The 17,653-nt window shown below is 63.6% G+C and carries 16 protein-coding genes; 5 read left to right on the forward strand and 11 right to left on the reverse strand.

Annotated elements, in window-relative coordinates:
- The first annotated feature begins 359 nt into the window (after positions 1-359).
- From OE747_RS19695 to OE747_RS19705, 3 genes are all read left to right on the forward strand, one after another.
- The gene (locus OE747_RS19695; protein ID WP_263830189.1) at positions 360-2,249 is read left to right on the forward strand and encodes an acyl-CoA synthetase; all 1,890 of its coding nucleotides are present in this window, start codon (positions 360-362) and stop codon (positions 2,247-2,249) included.
- Between the two features lie 11 nt (positions 2,250-2,260).
- Positions 2,261-3,184 carry an alpha/beta hydrolase gene (locus tag OE747_RS19700; RefSeq protein ID WP_263830190.1) on the forward strand — a complete coding sequence of 308 codons (924 nt, stop codon included), beginning with the start codon at positions 2,261-2,263 and terminating at the stop codon, positions 3,182-3,184.
- Between the two features lie 141 nt (positions 3,185-3,325).
- Complete coding sequence (locus OE747_RS19705) at positions 3,326-3,709, forward strand: RidA family protein (protein ID WP_263830191.1); 384 nt, start codon at positions 3,326-3,328, stop codon at positions 3,707-3,709.
- Positions 3,710-3,780: 71 nt separating this feature from the next.
- Here the strand turns inward: OE747_RS19705 and OE747_RS19710 are convergent, their stop codons facing one another.
- Positions 3,781-4,617: an alkaline phosphatase family protein gene (locus OE747_RS19710; RefSeq protein WP_263830192.1), complete on the reverse strand. Its 837-nt coding sequence runs from the start codon at positions 4,615-4,617 to the stop codon at positions 3,781-3,783.
- Between the two features lie 264 nt (positions 4,618-4,881).
- On the opposite strand from OE747_RS19710, the gene OE747_RS19715 reads away from it, so the two are divergent.
- A complete protein-coding gene (locus OE747_RS19715) occupies positions 4,882-6,117 on the forward strand; it encodes a hypothetical protein (RefSeq protein WP_263830193.1) in 1,236 nt (411 codons plus the stop codon).
- An 8-nt stretch (positions 6,118-6,125) separates the two neighbouring features.
- On the opposite strand, the gene OE747_RS19720 is transcribed toward OE747_RS19715, so the two are convergent.
- Positions 6,126-6,812 (reverse strand): winged helix-turn-helix transcriptional regulator, encoded by a 687-nt coding sequence (locus tag OE747_RS19720; RefSeq protein ID WP_263389500.1) that lies wholly within the window; start codon positions 6,810-6,812, stop codon positions 6,126-6,128.
- A 161-nt stretch (positions 6,813-6,973) separates the two neighbouring features.
- Between OE747_RS19720 and OE747_RS19725 the strand changes: the two genes are divergently transcribed.
- Positions 6,974-7,201, forward strand: a complete 228-nt coding sequence (locus tag OE747_RS19725) for a tautomerase family protein (RefSeq protein ID WP_164128395.1) — start codon at positions 6,974-6,976, stop codon at positions 7,199-7,201.
- A gap of 68 nt (positions 7,202-7,269) precedes the next feature.
- Here the strand turns inward: OE747_RS19725 and OE747_RS19730 are convergent, their stop codons facing one another.
- From OE747_RS19730 to OE747_RS19770, 9 genes are all read right to left on the reverse strand, one after another.
- On the reverse strand, positions 7,270-8,907 hold the full coding sequence (locus tag OE747_RS19730; RefSeq protein ID WP_263830194.1) for an ABC transporter ATP-binding protein: 1,638 nt from the start codon (positions 8,905-8,907) through the stop codon (positions 7,270-7,272).
- Positions 8,904-9,719 carry an ABC transporter permease gene (locus OE747_RS19735; protein ID WP_263830195.1) on the reverse strand — a complete coding sequence of 272 codons (816 nt, stop codon included), beginning with the start codon at positions 9,717-9,719 and terminating at the stop codon, positions 8,904-8,906. Before OE747_RS19735 ends, OE747_RS19730 begins: the two co-directional genes overlap by 4 nt.
- Positions 9,716-10,672: an ABC transporter permease gene (locus OE747_RS19740; protein WP_164128392.1), complete on the reverse strand. Its 957-nt coding sequence runs from the start codon at positions 10,670-10,672 to the stop codon at positions 9,716-9,718. The genes OE747_RS19735 and OE747_RS19740 overlap by 4 nt, the downstream gene beginning before the upstream one ends.
- Positions 10,673-10,687: 15 nt before the next feature.
- Positions 10,688-12,271, reverse strand: a complete 1,584-nt coding sequence (locus OE747_RS19745; RefSeq protein ID WP_263830196.1) for an ABC transporter substrate-binding protein — start codon at positions 12,269-12,271, stop codon at positions 10,688-10,690.
- A gap of 122 nt (positions 12,272-12,393) precedes the next feature.
- Positions 12,394-14,388 (reverse strand): CocE/NonD family hydrolase, encoded by a 1,995-nt coding sequence (locus OE747_RS19750; protein WP_263830197.1) that lies wholly within the window; start codon positions 14,386-14,388, stop codon positions 12,394-12,396.
- Between the two features lie 51 nt (positions 14,389-14,439).
- The gene (locus tag OE747_RS19755; RefSeq protein WP_263830198.1) at positions 14,440-15,546 is read right to left on the reverse strand and encodes a DUF4147 domain-containing protein; all 1,107 of its coding nucleotides are present in this window, start codon (positions 15,544-15,546) and stop codon (positions 14,440-14,442) included.
- Positions 15,543-15,980: a D-aminoacyl-tRNA deacylase gene (gene dtd / locus OE747_RS19760; RefSeq protein WP_263830199.1), complete on the reverse strand. Its 438-nt coding sequence runs from the start codon at positions 15,978-15,980 to the stop codon at positions 15,543-15,545. The genes OE747_RS19755 and dtd overlap by 4 nt, the downstream gene beginning before the upstream one ends.
- The gene (locus OE747_RS19765) at positions 15,968-16,882 is read right to left on the reverse strand and encodes a carbohydrate kinase family protein (RefSeq protein WP_263830200.1); all 915 of its coding nucleotides are present in this window, start codon (positions 16,880-16,882) and stop codon (positions 15,968-15,970) included. Before OE747_RS19765 ends, dtd begins: the two co-directional genes overlap by 13 nt.
- Positions 16,870-17,538, reverse strand: a complete 669-nt coding sequence (locus tag OE747_RS19770) for a nitroreductase (protein ID WP_263830201.1) — start codon at positions 17,536-17,538, stop codon at positions 16,870-16,872. The genes OE747_RS19765 and OE747_RS19770 overlap by 13 nt, the downstream gene beginning before the upstream one ends.
- Positions 17,539-17,653 lie beyond the last annotated feature (115 nt).

Consider the following 17,653-nt stretch of genomic DNA (forward strand, 5'->3'; position numbering starts at 1 on the left):
AAGCTGGTCTCCATCGCAGATACCAGCTTGAATCACGTTCAGCGCTGCCTGTGAATCCCTTTTGTCAACACGGCCTAAAAGTTTCAAATCCGCTCATCTAAAATAAAATTGCAAAAGAGGCTGAACTTTCAGCCTCTTTCAACATTTACCTATAGGGCCTTGGCCCGCCGGGTCGCCCCTTCTTTCATGCCCGCTTCATCACTCGGGCCGTAACGTCATCTTTGATCCGCCGTGGCGTCATCGGCGCTTTCTTTGATGCATCCGGTTAAGCGCCAGCTTGCGCCAGGTCGCGTTTCTTCGCATCTTGGTCACAAAGGATGGAATGGCCCGGACAACGGGGCCACAGGGGAGGATCACATATGGCGTTTGCCGGACTCGAAGACCGCGCGCGTATTGAAAACGAAATGCCGTGGGAGGACCGGGATGTTCCGGTGACCCTGCACCAGCTTCTGTCGCGGACAGCCGGAAAATTCCCGAACCGGAGCGCGATCAGCTACCAGCTGTTGTCCGGCCCGACCGACAAGGCGGAAACGCTGACCTGGTCAGAGCTGCTGGCCAAGACCAATCAGGCGGCCAACCTGTTCCGCAAGCTGGGTATCGGGGAAAAGGACGTGGTGGCCTATGTGCTGCCCAACACCAACGAGACGCTGATCACCCTGCTGGGCGGCGCGGTCGCGGGCATCGCGAACCCGATCAACCCGCTGTTGGAGCCCGAGCAGATCGCCGCGATCCTGCGCGAGACCAATGCCAAGGTGGTGGTCACGCTCCGTCCTTTCCCCAAGACTGACATCGCACAAAAGGTGGCCGAGGCGGTGCGCCACGCACCGCATGTGACGACTGTGCTCGAGGTCGATCTGAACCGCTATCTGACGCCGCCGAAATCCTGGATCGTGCCGTTGGTGCGGCCCAAGATGGCGGACAAGGAGCACCTGGCCCATGCCGACTATCTGAGCTTCAACAGAGAGTTGCGCAAGCAGCCGACCGAGCTGCAATTCGCCGACGCAACCCATGACCGTGTGGCCTGCTACTTCCACACCGGCGGTACCACCGGCATGCCCAAGGTCGCCCAGCACAAGTATTCTGGCCTGATCTACAATGGCTGGCTGGGTCACACGCTGCTCTTTACCGAAGAGGACACCATCATGTGTCCGCTGCCGCTATTCCATGTGTTTGCCTGCCACGTCATCATGATGGCGGCGATCTCGTCGGGCGCGCATGTGGTGTTCCCGACCCCGGCAGGTTATCGCGGCGACGGCGTGTTCGACAATTTCTGGAAACTGATCGAACGCTGGAAAGTCACCTTTATCATCACCGTGCCCACCGCGATCTCGGCCAAGATGCAGCGCCCGGTCGATGCCGATATCTCGACCGTCAAGACCGCGTTTTCCGGCTCGGCGCCGCTGCCGGTGGAATTGTTCAAACGGTTCGAGCAGGCAACCGGTGTGACCATCGTCGAGGGTTATGGCCTGACCGAGGCGACCTGCCTCGTGTCCTGCAACCCGGTGGACGGGGAAAAGAAGATCGGCTCGATCGGCATCCCGTTCCCCTATACCGACGTCAAGATCATCAAGGGCACGCCCGATGGCCCGGCGGAATGCGCGGTGGACGAGATCGGCGAAATCTGCATCTCGAACCCCGGGGTCTATGCCGGACATACCTATACCGAAGAGGACAAGAACAAGGATCTGTTCTACTACGGCACCCATCTGCGTACCGGCGATCTGGGCCGGATCGACGCCGACGGCTACCTCTGGATCACCGGCCGGGCCAAGGACCTGATCATTCGCGGCGGTCACAATATCGACCCCGCCGAGATCGAGGAGGCGCTCTTGGGCCACCCGGCGGTGGCCTTTGCCGGCGCCATCGGCCAGCCCGATGCCCATGCGGGCGAGGTGCCCTGCGCCTTTGTCGAACTGGTGGGCGGCGCTTCGGTGACCGAAGCGGAGCTGCTGGAATACTGCAAGGTGCATGTGCACGAGCGCGCCGCGCATCCCAAGCATATGACCATCCTGCCGGAACTGCCCAAGACGGCGGTGGGCAAGGTGTTCAAGCCCGACCTGCGCAAGAATGCGATCACCCGGGTCTATAACGGTGCCCTGGCCGAGGCAGGGGTCGCGGCCCGCGTGGTCTCGGTCATCGACGACAAGAAACGCGGCCTTGTCGCGCAGCTTGACGCCAAGGGAAGCTCGGAACAGGATGTGGCCAAGGTCCTGGGCGCCTATACGCGACCCTGGGAATGGGCAGCCTGAACGGGGAACACATGGATTACAGCCGGCTGATCGACGCGGAAACCTGGGCGTTCATCCGGCGAACCGCCGAGAGCTATCCCGACGATGCCGTCACGCTCGACATCGCGGGACAGCGGCGGGTCTATGACGCCATGTGCCGCGCCTTTTACCGGGGGCGGCCGGATCGGATCAAAACCGAGGACCGGGACGCAAATGGCGTGCCGGTCCGCGTCTATTGGGCGGGGCATCCCACGCGGACCGTTGTCTATGCCCATGGCGGCGGCTTCATCCTGGGCGGTCTCGACAGCCATGACGATGTTTGCGCCGAAATCTGTGCCCAGACCGGATATCGCGTCGTGGCGGTGGACTATCGCCTGTGTCCCGAGTATCGCCACCCGGTCCAGTTTCACGATTGCCGGACGGCGGTCGAATGGGCCGAGGCCGAGTTTCGTGACGCGATCGTACTCGCCGGAGACAGTGCCGGAGGCAATCTGATGGCGGCGGTGGCGCATGCGGCACGGGGACGGCTGAAATGCATCCTGGGGCAGGTGCTGGTCTACCCGGTCCTGGCGGCCAGTGGCGAGGCCCCGTCTTATGCCGAACATGCCGAGGCGCCGATGCTGACCGCTGGGGATGTGGAGTTCTATCAGGACATCCGGTTCGATGGCCCGCGCCCGGCGGGCGATCCGACCTGGGCGCCGCTGTCGGACCGCGATTTCGAGGATCTGCCACCCACGGTGGTCATTACCGCCGATTGCGATCCGCTGCGTGATGACGGGCGGATGTATTGCGAGGCGATCACATCCGCCGGTGGCCGCGCCGCATGGATCAACGAAGAAGGGCTGATCCACGGTTACCTGCGTGCTCGCGGCTCGGTCACGCGCGCGCAGGACAGTTTCGAGCGGATCACGGTGGCCATCGAGGCGCTGGGGCAGGGGATTTGGCCTTACGATTGAGGCAAGCCAGGCCGTGTCCTGGCACATGAACCCTCGGTTGATCATCAAATTTGCGTGCAAGAGCAGATCTTTAGCCCCACTGCGCTGTGCCTGTCGGACCGGGGCTGATAGGGCGCGCGTATCTGCGCAAGGAGGATCAAAATGACTCGTGAATTCATTGTCGATGTCGCCGGGGTGCCTGAATCTCCCTCGCCGATCAGCAATGCGGTTGTTGTCGGAAACACGTGTTGGATCAGCGGTCAGCTTTCGGTTGGACCCGGGGGGTATATTCCCGGAACCGCGCGTGAGGAGGCAGAGATCGCATTTGGCCACGTCTTCCGTATCGCAGAAGCCGCAGGTTTCTCCCCTTCGGACATCGTCTATGTCGATCTGGCATTTGCCGACCTTGATGATCTTCCACAGGTGAACGCCCTTTACGCGACGCTGTTTGCCCCTGGCCATCGGCCAGCGCGGACGGTCTATCAGGCGGCAAGGTTGCCCTTTGGCGGCAAGGTCAAGGTGCAGGCCATCGCCGCGAGAGAGTAGCCCGGTAGGGGACCAAACCGCCTGTTTGCGGGTGCGGGTGACCGGTTTTTTGCCCGGCCACAGGCAGCGGATCATTTCAGAAAGCTGGACGCCTTCATCGTCTCGGCAATCGGCGCGCCCAGACGGCCGAGGATGGTGGGCGCCAGTTGCAACTGGTCGATCACAGTCTCTGCGTCGGGGCCTTCGGCATCGCCAAAGTAGTAAAGCGCGGTTTCCTGCTGCAAGAGGCCGCGCCCGCCGTGATGGCCGCGCTCGTCCTGGCCGTGATCGGCAGTCACGATCACCTCGTAGCCCAGCTGCCGCCAGCGCGGGATAAAGGGCGCCAGCATCTCGTCCATCACGAAACAGGCGTGATCCATCTCGTCGCATTCGTGATAAAACCGGTGCCCCATGCTGTCCAGCGTGCAGGTGTGCAGGATGCCATAGTTCAGCCCGAAGCGCAGGCAGAGGTTGGTCAGCGTCGCGAACAGATCCACGTCCGAGGGCGTCATCTGATTGTCATGCCCGTACCCGGTCATGGTGTGGAACCGGCCATGGTTGATGGTTTCGCTCTCTGGTTCGTCATACTCGATGTCGCGCACGTAATCGAACGGGTGGCGGTTGAAGAATTGCGACCAGAAACTGTGCGTGACCGCTCCGGTCACGCCGCCGCCCGCGCGCACCTGGCTGAAGACGTCCTTGTGCGACAGGCGGAAGACATTGCCGTTACCGGTGCAGCCGTGCTCTTGCGGGCTGACCCCGGTATGGATCGAGGCATAACAGCTGGCCGAAGTCGAGGGCAGCACCGCGCGGTGTTTCCAGACCCGCGCCTCGCCACTGTCCACCCAACCCTCGAGATTGCCGAACAACCGGCGGAAGTTCCGGTAAGGGACACCGTCGAGAATGATGAGGAGAAGCTTGCGGTTCATGCTGGGGTCCCTGACTTGGTCTTCTGCGGTCGATTCGAGCCTGACTGGCTCTGCCCGGAAAGTCATGCCCGTTTGCGCCGAAAAGGAAACCCGGAACGTCAGAAATGTTCAGTTACTGTTCCAGATAACATATGCAAAATATATTGAGTTCAAAGTGTTGTTTTTCATATCTAATCTCACGATTTTGTGATAATCGATTCTTGGGGGCGCGCGTGGCGCGGTACGCGCCACGAAAGCGTGGAGTCTGCATTGAAGAAGTTTTCTTTGTCCTCCCTGATAGCCGCCGCGCTTGCCATCGGACTAGCATCGCCAGCCACAGCACAAGATCGCCCGGGGGCCTATCAGTTGATCCCCAATGCGGTTGCGACCGATGTCACCTACTCCTCGGCGATGATCGACCGGCAGGACAATGTGACCAACAAGGTCGCACTGGCCCTGCGGGCAAGGCAGAACGACATCCTGTTGCAGAACCGGCTCTATCTTGGCGGGCGGGCTTTTGGCTCGGTAATCCACGAGAACACCAATACCGCAGGCAAGTACCCGATCCTGTCCCGGCTGCCGCCCACCCACAAGCCCGGCACGTCCGATACCTATGGCGTGGTCAACGAGATCACTCTGAACGCGACGCTTACCCTGCCGATGGTGACTGCCTTTGTGCAGGGAGAATATACCGAGGTCGAATATCCCGGTCAGGACGATATCCAGTTGCGCAAGTACTGGATTGCCATCGGAGACCTGAACGTCTCTCCCTTCTACCTGGCTTTCGGGCGCAAGACGGTAAATTTCGGGAACCTTGCGACCTATGCGCCGTTCACCCACAGTCACTCGAACCACTACTTCTGGGCCCAGACCAAGGACCCCCTGATCGAACTGGGCTATGTCAGTGACCGCACCTTGGCCAGTTTCAGCCTGATCCCCGGCCATCGGGGCCTGCGGGTGGTCAATACTCCGGACAATGACGGCGATTACGAAAACTACGCGATCAACGTGTCGCACCGGCTGGATATCGGCAATGACCTGGATCTGACGCTGGGCGGCGGGTTCCTGCGTGGCACGATCTATGACAGCACCATCGCGCACCATCCGCCGACCGCCGGGATCAACCGGATCTGGAACAGTGCCTATGACCTGAACGCCACGCTGAGCGGCCAGAATTTCGACGTGATGGCAGAGTTTACCGAGACGACCAACACCTGGCCCGCAACCGGCCATTCGGTACGCGCGATGACGGTGCAGGGGCGCTACCGCTCCATGCTGCTGGGCAAGCCGACCACCTATTCGCTGAGCGCCAGCCGGGGCGTGCAGGGGGCCGACGGCACCCGCTGGGAGAAGATGGACCAGGTCATTCTGGGGGTCGAGATGCAGGTGAACCCGCATTTCCGTCTGGGGGCCGAGTACATGTTCAACGACGGGTTCGTGCCGCTCATCATGCCCACGGTCGTGGCCGATGACGGGGTGCGCTCGCACACGGTGATCGTGGGCGCCAAGCTGGATTTCTGACCCGGCTGTCAGGCGGTCTGCGCCTCGCGCGGGCTCTCGGCAAAGATGCTGGGGCGCAGCCACTGCGTGACATTGCGGGTCAGCGCGGGGTCGCCCTGCATATCCATGTCGCCCGCGCGCATGGCCTCGCGATAGGTGCGGTCACCCATCCAGACATCCGCCATCGTGCGCACGGTGCAGTTGAAGAACACATCGACATCCATGCCGGGATCCTTGAGGCAGACCTCGGTCCGGTCGCCACGCACCACCAGCCACCAGTCCTGCTGTTCCACCAGATCGGCAAACCGGAATTTCAGCACCGCCACCTGACCCGGCAGCTTGGACGTATCGATGCTGCGTTCCAGGTAGAACAGCAGGAATTCAGCATCGAAATCCTGGTCCAGGATCGTGTGCTTGGCCCAGCAGATGCCCCATTCTCCCAGGTTGAACAGGACCGGCATCAGTGCTTCGCAAGCCGGGGTAGGATGGTACTCGTACCCCTTCTGCCCCGGAATACGGCGACGTGTGATCATGGCCTGCTCTTCCAGCGACTTCAGCCGCGCCGTCAGCAGCGAGGGCGAGATATCGCCCAACCCCCGCTGCAACTCGTTGAACCGGCGCGCGCCCATCAGCAATTCGCGGATGATCAGGATCGTCCAGCGCTCGCCGAGTATTTCGGTTGCCTTGGCGATGGGACAGAACTGGCCGTATTGCATGACGGTAACCCCGGTTTCTTGTTCAGTGCAGTTTCTGTAGCGCGTTCCTTCTGAATCTGTAGTGCTTTGCTACAGGTCCTGAACTATAGCGCGGAATGCATCTTTCGTAACGTCCTCATATCGACCGGGCGAACCGGTCAGGCACAGAGGAGGAAAACCAGATGCCGCTCGTAACCGTTGACGTGATCAAGAACGTGTTCACCCCAGAACAGAAGGCGGACATGGTGCGCCGCGTGACCGAGGCGATGATCGCCGTCGAAGGCGAGAACATGCGCCCGTACACATGGGTCCGGGTTGTCGAGGTGGAAGAGGGCGATTGGGCCATCGGTGGCCAGCCACTGACCGCCGCCGCCGTTCAGGCCATCGCACAGGGACAGACGGCGGCCTAGGCAGGCCGCAACACGAAAAAGGCCGGGACCCGCCAAGGTTCCCGGCCTTTTTGCGTTTTCCTATGCGATCAGTTACCGGCGCTTTCCATCTTGCGATGGGCTACCACCTCTTCCAGCCAACCCAGCCGCATCTCGGGAACCGAACTGAGCAAAAGGTCAGTATAGTCGTCGAACGGCGGGCTCAGCACCTGGCTTTTCGAGCCATAGCGCACCACCCGGCCCTGATACATCACCGCAATCGAGTCCGAGATCGCCTTTACCGTCGCCAGGTCGTGGGTGATGAACAGATAGGCCACGTTCTCGATCTTTTGCAGATCCAGAAGCAGTTTCAGGATGCCATCCGCCACCAGCGGATCCAGCGCGCTGGTGACCTCGTCGCAGATGATCATTTTCGGCTTGGCCGCCAGCGAGCGCGCGATGCAGACCCGCTGTTTCTGGCCGCCCGACAGCTCGGCCGGATAGCGGTCGATGAACTTCTCGCCCATCTCGATCTCGTCCAGCAACTCGACGATCCGCTTGCGCTTTTCGGCGCCACGCAGGCCAAAATAGAACTCCAGCGGCCGCCCGATGATGGTGCCCACGGTCTGGCGCGGGTTCATCGCCACATCCGCCATCTGATAGATCATCTGCAACTCGCGCAGATCCTCGCGCGAACGCCCGGCCAGATCGCGGCTGAGTTTCCGCCCGGCAAAGGTAATCTCGCCCTCGCGCGGCGGCAGCAGGCCGGTGATCACGCGGGCCAGCGTCGATTTGCCCGAGCCGCTTTCGCCCACAACCGCCAGCGTCTGGCCGGGATGCAGGTCGACGGTCACATTATGCAGCACGTCAAAGGCCAGCCCCTTGTAGCGGGCCGAGATGCCGGTCACCGACAGCACCGGTTCAGGCGTCGGTTTCTTCTCTTCGTGCTCGATCGAGCGGACCGACACCAGCGCCTGCGTATACTCTTTCTGCGGGCGGTTGATGATCTGGTCGGTCTCGCCATATTCGACCATGTCGCCCATCCGCAGCACCATGATGTCGTCGCTGACCTGCGCCACCACCGCCAGATCGTGGGTGATGTAGAGCGCAGCGACGCCGGTATCCTGGATCGCCTCCTTGATCGCCATCAGAACGTCGATCTGGGTGGTCACGTCCAGCGCCGTGGTGGGCTCGTCGAACACCACCAGATCAGGCTCGGGGCACAGCGCCAGCGCCGTCATGCAGCGCTGCAATTGCCCGCCCGAGACCTGATGCGGATAGCGCTCGCCGATATTGTCAGGATCGGGCAGACCCAACTTGGCGAACAGCGTACGCGCCCGCGCCTCTGCCTCCTTGCGGGTGAACTTGTTCTGTTCCACCGCCGCCTCGATGACCTGTTCCATGATCTTCTTGGCCGGGTTGAACGAGGCCGCCGCCGATTGGCTGACATAGGTCACCTCGCCGCCGCGCAGGCCGCGCACATCCTTGAGCGAGGTCTTGAGAATGTCGCGCCCGTTGACCCAGACTTCTCCGCCGGTGATTTTCACACCGCCGCGGCCATAGGCCATCGAGGCCAGCCCGATGGTGGATTTGCCAGCTCCGGATTCCCCGATCAGCCCCAGCACCTTGCCGCGCTCGAGGTCGAAATCGACCCCGTGCACGATCTCGATATCATGCGGCTTTTCGCCCGGCGGATAGACGGTGGCGCCGATCTTGAGGCCACGGACCTTGAGAAGCGGTTCGCTCATCCCCGGCCTCCTTTCAGCGATGTGGTGCGGTTCAGCACCCAGTCGGCCACCAGGTTGACCGAGATGGCCAGGGTGGCGATGGCCACGGCCGGATAAAGCGCCGCGCCGATGCCATAGACGATGCCGTCCTTGTTCTCCTTCACGATGCCGCCCCAATCGGCAAGCGGCGGTTGCACGCCCAGGCCCAGGAACGACAGGGTCGAGATGAACAGCACCATGAAGATGAAGCGCAGGCCCAGCTCGGCCACCAGCGGTGACAGGGCATTGGGCAGGATCTCGCGAAAGATGACCCAGACGCGGCCCTCGCCGCGCAGTTTGGCGGCCTCGACATAGTCCATCACATTGATGTCCACCGCCACGGCGCGGGCTAGGCGATAGACGCGGGTGGCGTCGAGAAAGCCCATTACCAGGATCAGCACCGGAATGGTCACCGGCACCATGGCCAGCACCACCAGGGCGGTGATCAGCGAGGGGATCGACATGATCAGATCGACCGTGCGCGACATCAGCTGGTCAGCCCAGCCGCCCAGCACGGCGGCCAGAAAGCCCAGGATCGACCCTGTGGTAAAGCTGAGGATGGTGGCCATGGTTGCGACAAAGATGGTGGTGCGCCCGCCATAGATCATCCGGCTCAGCAGGTCGCGGCCGATATTGTCGGTGCCCAGCAGATACTCGCGGCTTGACGGCTCCCACACATCGCCGACCACCTCGGCCATGCCATAGGGGGCCAGCAGCGGGGCAAAGATCGCCCCGATGAAATACATCGCCGTCAGGAAAAGACCGATGGCGGCGGAAATTGGAATGTTCTTCATTTCGGATGCCTCAGTCTGGGGTTGGCCAGAATGGCAACGATATCGGCGACCATGTTCAGCCCGATATAGATCGCGGCAAAGATGACCCCGCAGGCCAGCACCACCGGCACGTCACGCTTGGTCACGTGATCGACCAGATACTGCCCCATGCCGGGATAGACGAACACCACCTCGACCACCACGACACCCACCACCAGATAGGCGAGGTTCAGCATCACCACGTTGACGATCGGTGCGATCGCGTTGGGAAAGGCGTGGCGATAGATGATCTTGAAGTTGGTCAGCCCCTTCAACTCGGCGGTCTCGATATAGGCCGATTGCATCACGTTCAGGATGGCGGCGCGGGTCATCCGCATCATATGCGCCAGCACCACCATGGTCAGCACGATCACCGGCAGGGCGATGGCGTTCAGCTTCTGCCCCAGGCTCATGCTGTCGTTGATCATCGCGAGGGGTGAGAACATGCCCAGCTTCACCGCGACGAAATAGACCAGAACGTAACCGATCAGGAATTCGGGGATGGAAATGGTGGTCAGCGTCACCGCCGAGATCACCTTGTCGGGCCAGCGGTTGCGATAGCGCACAGCCAGCAGACCCAGAAAGATCGCCAGCGGCACCGACACGATGGCGGCCCAGAAGGCGAGGAAAAGCGTATTGCCCAGACGACCGCCGACCGATTCAGCGATGTCGAGCTTGTTGGTCAGCGACTTGCCCAGATCGCCTTGCAGAATGCCGCCCAGCCATTCGAAGTAGCGCGTCAGCGCAGGACGGTCGAGACCCATTTCCTCGCGCAGGTTCGCCAGGGACTCGGGGGTTGCGGACTGTCCCAGGACGGCTTGCGCGGCGTCTCCGGGAAGCGCTTCGGTCAGGCCGAATATCAGGGCCGAAGCGCCAAAGAGGAGCATGAGTCCCAGCGCAAGGCGCTGGGACACAAGTTTCACGATCGGGTGCATGCTGCCGGACCCGGATCAGGCGAACCACATTTTGCGGGTAACCTGACCGCTCATCAACTCGCCGTTGGGGTCGGTTTCCCAACCGGCCAACGTGTTGCTGGTCGCGTCCACGAAGTCGTTGAACATCGGACAGATCAGGCCGCCCTCGTCACGCAGCATCATACCCATCTTCGAGTAGATTTCCTTGCGCTTGACCGGATCCAGTTCGGCGCGGGCCTGCAGCAGCATCGCATCGAAATCGGCGTTCTTGAACTTGGTGTCGTTCCAGTCTGCGGTGGATAGGTACGCGGTCGAGTACATCTGATCCTGCACCGGACGCCCGCCCCAGTACGAGGCGCAGAAGGGCTGTACGTTCCAGACCTCGGACCAGTAGCCATCGCCGGGCTCGCGCTTGATCTCCAGCGGGATGCCAGCGGCGGCCGCGGTCTGCTGGAACAGCGCGGCGGCGTCGACGGCGCCGGGGAAGGCCACATCCGACACACGGAGCTCGATGGGCGAGCCGTCGTGACCGGATGCCTTGTAGTGCTCGGCCGCTTTGGCCAGGTCGAACTCGCGCTGCGGGATCGCGCTGTCGAACAGCGGATAGGCCGCGTTGATCGGCATGTCGTTGCCCACCGAGCCGTAGCCGCGCAGGATCTTTTCCACCATCTCCTCGCGGTTGATGGCGTATTTCAGCGCCAGGCGCAGATCCTTGTTGTCGAACGGCGCCTTGTCCACATGCATGATGAACACATAGTGGCCGCGGCCCGGGGTCGAATGCACGGTCAGGTTCGGCGCACGGCTCAAGAGGCCGGCGACCTTCGGTTCGACACGGTTGATGATATGCACCTGGCCCGACTGAAGTGCTGCGGTCCGTGCGGTGGCATCGTTGATGACCAGGATTTCCACACCGTCGAAATAGCCGTCATCGCCCCAGTAGTTGGCGAATTTCGAATAGACGTGGCGCACGCCCGGTTCGTTGACTTCCATCTTGTAAGCGCCGGTACCGATGCCCGCGCCCGGATCGTCCATGCCGCCATCGGGCTGGATGATCAGGTGATAATCGGCCATCAGATAGGGGAGGTCGGCGTTGGCATCGCTCAGGGTGACCGAGAAATATTCGCCATCGGCCTTCATCGACTCGATGCCCTTCATGATGCCGAGGGCACCCGATTTCGAATCCTCGTTCGAATGGCGCTGCATCGTCTTCAGCACGTCTTCCGAGGTCAGCGTCTTGCCGTTGTGGAATTCGACACCCTGACGGATCTTGAAGGTCCAGGTCTTGGCGTCGGCGCTGGCCTCGACGCTTTCGGCCAGACGGTTCTCGATGGACCCGTCGGCGGCCACGTTCACCAGCGTATCGCCGAACTGATTGCCGTTGTGATAGGGGACCTGGCTGGCATAGGTTGCCGGGTCGAGCGAGTTGGTCGACTCACCGCCGACCGAGCCAAGCTTGACCACGCCGCCGCGCTTGGGTTCCGAGGCCCGTGCCGCCTGTGCAAAGATCGAGCTGGCCACCGCGGCCGACACGCCCAATGCGGCGGCCTTGCCCATGAATTCGCGGCGGGTCATCTTGCCTGCCGTTACGCGGCCGGCCATGAAATCTAGTTGTTCCTTCATCGAAGTCTCCCGGTTGAGTGGTTGGGCGCTTTGCGCGCCGTTTTTGTTGACTGGTGAATCAACGTTTGCGTATTTCGTCGGGCTGGGCAAGCGTGAATGTCCGCTCGCCGCTTGCCGGGCCCTCAGGCCATGTTGCGCCTGATTCGTGACACCTTGTCGTTTTGATACAGTAGCGTGTCGTTTTCGAATGCGGAAATGCCCGATTTGAGGTGGAAATACTCCGCATCCGACCACATTTCGCAGGTCGTTTCCGTTCTCAGCCTGAGCTCGCCGCGCCCTGTTTCACTGGTCCAGTGACAGGACCCGCGCGCCGAGAGGGGGTCATCGGGGTGAATCACCCAGGTTTCCCGCGCGATGGTGCCAGAGATGGCGCCATGGGTCGCGTCCTCGACCAGACCGCTGTCGTCGACAATGATCAGGCGCACCTCGCCGTTGGCCTTGTCGATCTCGGTGCGGCGGATGTTCGATGCCTCGCGCAGGGTGCGGATGTCCCAGGGCGCGTCGCCGTCCTCGGGCGGGAACACCCATTCGTCGGCCTCGCCCGCCGGTCGCTGCGGCAGGTCGATAGCGGCCTCGTGCAGGGTCAGGCAGGTGCGTTCGGGCGAGGGCCAGATCATCGGCCAGTAGGAGGACGACACCGCCACCCTGAGCCGGTGCCCCGCAGGCACGCGGTAGCCGATATGGTCGAGGTCGAAGGCGATGTCATAGACCCGCCCCGGCTCCAGCGCCTCGGGTGCCGCATGGCTATCGCGATGGGTCAGGTTCAGGACGCCATATGTGATCCGGGCCGAGGTGCCATCGGGCAGCACATGGTTAAGCCGCACCGCAATTTGCGCCTGCGGCTTGTCCGAACTCAGCCGCAGGCGGATGCGCGGGGCGCCGACGATATCCATCCGCTGGGGCAGGGGGGCGCTGTCGAAACAGACCGAAAGCGCATCGTCCAGCCGCTGGTCGCCAGGCAGTTCCGGCCCGGCAAAGAACGAGCCGTACTCACCGCAATCCATGCCGGCGTGCAGCGGGGTGCTGACCTGGGCGGTCAGCGATCCTTTGGGATCCAGCCCGGTGTCGGTCAGATGCAGCGTCTCCACCGGCAGGTGGCGGGTGGAGCCGGTCTGTTCCGCGATCCATCGTCCGGGGCGGTAGAGGCTCTTGGTCTCGGGTGCGATCCCGTCCATTACATAGGCGCGGTAATCGGGCTCATCCTCGACGCCGTTCTCGATGCCCTTCAGCCAGCGGTCCCACCAGCGCAGTGCCTCTTGCAGGAACCCGATCCGGGGGCCCGGAATGGCGAAATGCGGGTATTTGTGGATCCACGGCCCATTGATGCCCTTGACCACCGTTTCCAGGTTGTCGACCAGCTGCGGCACCGTGTTCATGTAACTGTCGCCCCAGCCGCTGATCGCCAGCGTGGGCGTCTTGACCGCGCTGAAATCCTCGCAGATCGAGCCATGCTGCCAATAGGCGTCCCGCGTCTGGTGCTGCAACCAGATCTCGGGCAGGAAGGGTTGCGCCCGCAGACGCTCCAGCCACATCTCGCGCCACCCCTCGCCGACCAGCGCCGGGTCGGGCGCGCGGGATGAGAAACACCACATGGTGGCGCCCCAGCCCAGGTTCTCGTTCAACAGGCATCCGCCCTTGAAATGGATATCCTCGGCATAACGGTCCACGGTCGAGCAGAGCGTGATGATCGCCTTGAGCGGTTCGGGCTGCATCGCCGCCACCTGAAGCGAGTTGAACCCGCCCCAGCTGATCCCCATCATGCCGACAGTGCCGCTGCACCAGGGCTGCGCTGCCAGCCAGCGGATTACCTCGACCGCGTCGTCGAGTTCCTGCTGGGTGTACTCGTCCTCCATCACCCCCTGGCTGTCGCCATTTCCGCGGATATCGACCCGGATACAGGCATAGCCGCGCTTGGCCATCCAGGGATGGGTCAGCGCATCGCGGGCACAGGTGCCGTCGCGCTTGCGATAGGGCAGGTATTCCAGGATCGCGGGCACCGGGTCGGTGCCGCTGTCAACCGGGCGCCACACCCGGGCAGACAGCCGTGTGCCATCAGACAGGGTAATGCCCATGTCAGCCAGTTCTTCGATCTCGCGCAGCGCATTGGTCGTGGTCATGGCCGAACTCTTTCAGAGCGTTCGCGGGAATCTGAGCAGGAATGCGACCGTTCAAGCGCGAACTGCGACCAGCAGGTCCATCACATTGGTGCCCGTCGGGCCAGTGGTTAGCAAGGCGCCATGCCGCTCCAGCCAGCTGCCGCTGTCGGCGGCGGCCAGCGCCTCGGCCGCGCCCGGACCCCATGTCTGGCCGGTAACGATTCCGCCCGCAGCCTCGGTCGGACCATCGGTGCCATCGGTGCCACCGACAACAACACACAGGTTTTCCTGCCCGGCGATCCCGCGTGCCAGTGCCAGCGCCAGCCCCTGGTTGCGGCCGCCTCGGCCCGGATTCTCCGGCAGCACCACGGTGGGCTCGCCGCCCAGCACCAGCACACCGGCGGGCAGGGCGCAGAGGCGCGGACCGATCCGGTCCGCCAGCGCGAAGAGATCGTCATGCAGCGCCTCTTCCTCACTCAACACCGCCAGACCCAGCTCACGCGCCCTGGCCGCCGCCGCAGCCCGCGCGATGGCGTTCGAGGCAATGATCTTGGCCGCGCCCCGGAACGCTGCGGTCGCCGGCCGCGCCCCGATCCCCGAGCCGATCACCATCAGGTCGTCACCCGGCACATCGGAAATCGCCAGCACATCCGCCCGGGCGCCCTTGAAGGCCGCCAGCAGGCCGCCGCCCTTGATGCGGGAAATCCGCCGCCGCCGTGCGTTCATCGCGGTGATGTCCAGCCCTTCGGCCAGCATCGCCCGGTTCAGCGCCGCCAGATCGTCCAGCGTCTTGCCTTCCACCAGATCCTCGGCCAGGGACGAGGCTCCGCCCGACACCAGCAGCAACAGGTGACTGCCCGCATCCATCGCCTCGACCGCCTGCCGCAGCGCCCGGCCACCGGCCAGGCTGCGCGCATCCGGCACCGGATGCGCCGCCTCGATCAACTCGACCGAGGCAGGCAGGTCCGCGCCATGGCCGTCCTTGGTCACCACTAGACAGGGCACCGGCCCGAAGTGGTCGAGCGCGGCCCGCGCCATGCTCGCCGCCGCCTTGCCCACCGCCAGAATGCGATCCGGGCGCGGCATGTCCTCCAGCGCGGTGGCAGTGGCGGCATAGCCGCCGACCGCGTCCACCCCGGCCTGCCAGATCGCGCGTGCCATGTCCTCGGGCGTCATCATGTTTCCATCCATATGGTAACGGGTCCGTCGTTGAGCAGCTCGACCTTCATGTCGGCGCCAAACTGCCCGGTTTCCACCGGCACGCCCTGCGCGGCAAGCTGCGCGGCAAAATACCGGTACAGCCGCTCGCCCTCGGCAGGCGGCGCTGCGGTCGAGAACCCCGGCCGGTTCCCGCGCGAGGTGTCGGCGGCCAGGGTGAACTGGCTCACCACCAGCGCCCCGCCGCCGATATCCAGAACCGAGCGGTTCATCTTGCCCGCCTCATCCTTGAAGATGCGCAGGCGCGCGATCTTGGCGGCCAACTGGTCCGCCTGCGCCTCGCCGTCGCCCGCCATGGCGCAGATCAGGATCAACAGGCCCGGCCCGGTCTGGCCGATCCTCTCCCCTTCGACCGTGACCGAGGCATGGGCCACACGTTGGATCAGGGCACGCATGTCAGCAGTTCCTCCCGTGTTGGGGCGGCCGCGCCAGGGCGTGTCACGCTCAGCGCGGCGGCGCGGGTGCCGTGGGTCAGCATCGCTTCGATTTCGGATGGGTCCAACGTCACCGGCTTATCCAGCCGTCCAGCCTGCCAGAGCCAGGCCAGACAGCCCGCGTTCAGCACATCGCCGGCGCCGACCGTATCGGCCACCGCGACGTCGGGGGCGGGCAGGGTGATTTCCGTTCCGCCCTGACGCGCGGTGGCCCCGCGCGCGCCATGGCTGATAATCAGCATCTGACCGGGGCGCACGTCCGGCACTTCTCCCCACCAGTGCAGGTCCTCGTCCGACAGTTTGACCACATCGGCTCGCGCCATCAACCGGCTCAGCCGGGCGCGATAGGAGGCCGCGTCGGTGACAAGCCCGGGCCGGATGTTGAGGTCGAGCCAGATCAATCGGTCCGCCGCCTGCGCCGCCAGTGCCTCGAACGCGGATGCGGCCGGATCGTGGATGAGGCTGATGCCGCCAAACACCAGCGCCCGTATCGTCTCGGGCACCCCGGGCGCGCGGTCAAAGGCGCGTCCGGCGCTTCCTTGGTCATAGAGGTCGAATTGGGTGCCATCCGGCAGCGAATGGGCGAGGGCCAGTGTCGTGGGCTCCGCTCGCCGCTGCGCCAGGGCCAGGTTTACCCCTGCCGCCTCCATCTGTTCGCGCAGCATCCGGCCCATAGGATCGTCCGACAACCCGCCGACAAACCCCGCCGGAACATCCAGCCGGGCCAGGGCGATCGCGGTATTGACGGCGGCACCGCCAGCGACCGGGCGAAACCCCGCGCTGCCGTCAGCCAGCGTGGCGGGGACAAGATCGGCCACCGCCTCGCCACAGCACAGGATCGCGGGGCGGCTCAGCCCCGCCATTCGACGAACTCGGCCAAGGGCGCGCGTTCCGTCCGGAACGCGTTCGCCGGATGCCCGGTGTCGGAATAGCCAAACGAGATGGCGCAGAGGATCAGCCGATCCTCGCCAATCCCGAAATAGCGGTGCAGGAACGGCGCATAAGAGGCGACCGCCGCCTGCGGGATCGTCGCAACCCCCAGCGCCTGTGCCGCAAGCGTGAAGGCGGTGACAAAACCGCCGCAATCCATCGCCCCATAACCGCCCAGCTCGGCGGGACTGGAAACGATGGCGCAATGGGGGGCGTCGAACAGCGAGAAATTCTTCATCATCTGCGCCGCTGACCCTTGGCGGTCGCCCTTTTCCACCCCCACCGCCTCGTACAAGGCCCAGCCGCAGGTGCGGCGGCGATCCTGGTAGACACCGGAATAGCCGGAGGGAAAGGCAAGGTCGGGCTTCGCTGTACCGCGCTGCACTTCCTCCATCAGGGCGGCCCGGAACGCGTCCGTTTCTGCGCCGCTGGTGATCACTAGCTGCCAGGGCTGCGCGTTGCACCAGCTCGGCACCTGCCGCGCCGTGGACAGGATCCGCTCGATATCGGCGCGCGGCACCGGGTCGGCGCGGAACGCCCGGCAGGAATGGCGGGCGGCCAGAAGATCGTCGAGGTCGCTCAGGGTCATCACGTCTTTCTCCTTGTTGTCGCGCACCATGGCGGCAGGGCGGCAAAGGCGCAAGATCGGGTCGTGAATTTGCGCCGGATCAAGGTGCGCGGGCGCAGGCCGTGCGAGACTCGGG

The sequence above is a fragment of the Ruegeria aquimaris genome, assembly GCF_025751555.1.
Classification (GTDB): Bacteria; Pseudomonadota; Alphaproteobacteria; order Rhodobacterales; family Rhodobacteraceae; genus Ruegeria_B; species Ruegeria_B aquimaris.

Excerpts from the sequence above, each read along its gene's own strand:
- OE747_RS19695 (WP_263830189.1), top strand. The coding sequence starts at position 360 with ATGGCGTTTGCCGGACTCGAAGACCGCGCGCGTATTGAAAACGAAATG.
- OE747_RS19700 (WP_263830190.1), top strand. The coding sequence starts at position 2,261 with ATGGATTACAGCCGGCTGATCGACGCGGAAACCTGGGCGTTCATCCGG.
- OE747_RS19705 (WP_263830191.1), top strand. The coding sequence starts at position 3,326 with ATGACTCGTGAATTCATTGTCGATGTCGCCGGGGTGCCTGAATCTCCC.
- OE747_RS19710 (WP_263830192.1), bottom strand. The coding sequence starts at position 4,617 with ATGAACCGCAAGCTTCTCCTCATCATTCTCGACGGTGTCCCTTACCGG.
- OE747_RS19720 (WP_263389500.1), bottom strand. The coding sequence starts at position 6,812 with ATGCAATACGGCCAGTTCTGTCCCATCGCCAAGGCAACCGAAATACTC.
- OE747_RS19725 (WP_164128395.1), top strand. The coding sequence starts at position 6,974 with ATGCCGCTCGTAACCGTTGACGTGATCAAGAACGTGTTCACCCCAGAA.
- OE747_RS19730 (WP_263830194.1), bottom strand. The coding sequence starts at position 8,907 with ATGAGCGAACCGCTTCTCAAGGTCCGTGGCCTCAAGATCGGCGCCACC.
- OE747_RS19735 (WP_263830195.1), bottom strand. The coding sequence starts at position 9,719 with ATGAAGAACATTCCAATTTCCGCCGCCATCGGTCTTTTCCTGACGGCG.
- OE747_RS19740 (WP_164128392.1), bottom strand. The coding sequence starts at position 10,672 with ATGCACCCGATCGTGAAACTTGTGTCCCAGCGCCTTGCGCTGGGACTC.
- OE747_RS19745 (WP_263830196.1), bottom strand. The coding sequence starts at position 12,271 with ATGAAGGAACAACTAGATTTCATGGCCGGCCGCGTAACGGCAGGCAAG.
- OE747_RS19750 (WP_263830197.1), bottom strand. The coding sequence starts at position 14,388 with ATGACCACGACCAATGCGCTGCGCGAGATCGAAGAACTGGCTGACATG.
- OE747_RS19755 (WP_263830198.1), bottom strand. The coding sequence starts at position 15,546 with ATGATGACGCCCGAGGACATGGCACGCGCGATCTGGCAGGCCGGGGTG.
- dtd (WP_263830199.1), bottom strand. The coding sequence starts at position 15,980 with ATGCGTGCCCTGATCCAACGTGTGGCCCATGCCTCGGTCACGGTCGAA.
- OE747_RS19765 (WP_263830200.1), bottom strand. The coding sequence starts at position 16,882 with ATGGCGGGGCTGAGCCGCCCCGCGATCCTGTGCTGTGGCGAGGCGGTG.
- OE747_RS19770 (WP_263830201.1), bottom strand. The coding sequence starts at position 17,538 with ATGACCCTGAGCGACCTCGACGATCTTCTGGCCGCCCGCCATTCCTGC.